Origin of the sequence: Aliivibrio sp. S10_S31 (assembly GCF_014694495.1) — a bacterium.
GTDB lineage: Bacteria > Pseudomonadota > Gammaproteobacteria > Enterobacterales > Vibrionaceae > Aliivibrio > Aliivibrio fischeri.
Window position 1 is genome coordinate 1 of sequence record NZ_JAAUWR010000187.1, and the last position, 215, is coordinate 215.

The 215-nt window shown below is 47.9% G+C and carries 1 rRNA gene; it reads left to right on the forward strand.

The features are described from left to right. Positions 1–76 (forward strand): 16S ribosomal RNA (locus HC728_RS20475); the annotation flags it as partial. Positions 77–215 lie beyond the last annotated feature (139 nt).

Below are 215 nucleotides of genomic sequence, written 5' to 3' on the forward strand. Positions count from 1 at the left end.
CACTTTGTGGTTCATGACTGGGGTGAAGTCGTAACAAGGTAGCCCTAGGGGAACCTGGGGCTGGATCACCTCCTTAAACGATAGATTGCGATTTATGAGTGTTCACACAGATTGATTAGGTTAAAAACGTAAAGAAGCAATGAAGATGCCCAACATCTTCAAATATCCAGTGTCCCGTTCGTCTAGAGGCCTAGGACACCGCCCTTTCACGGCGG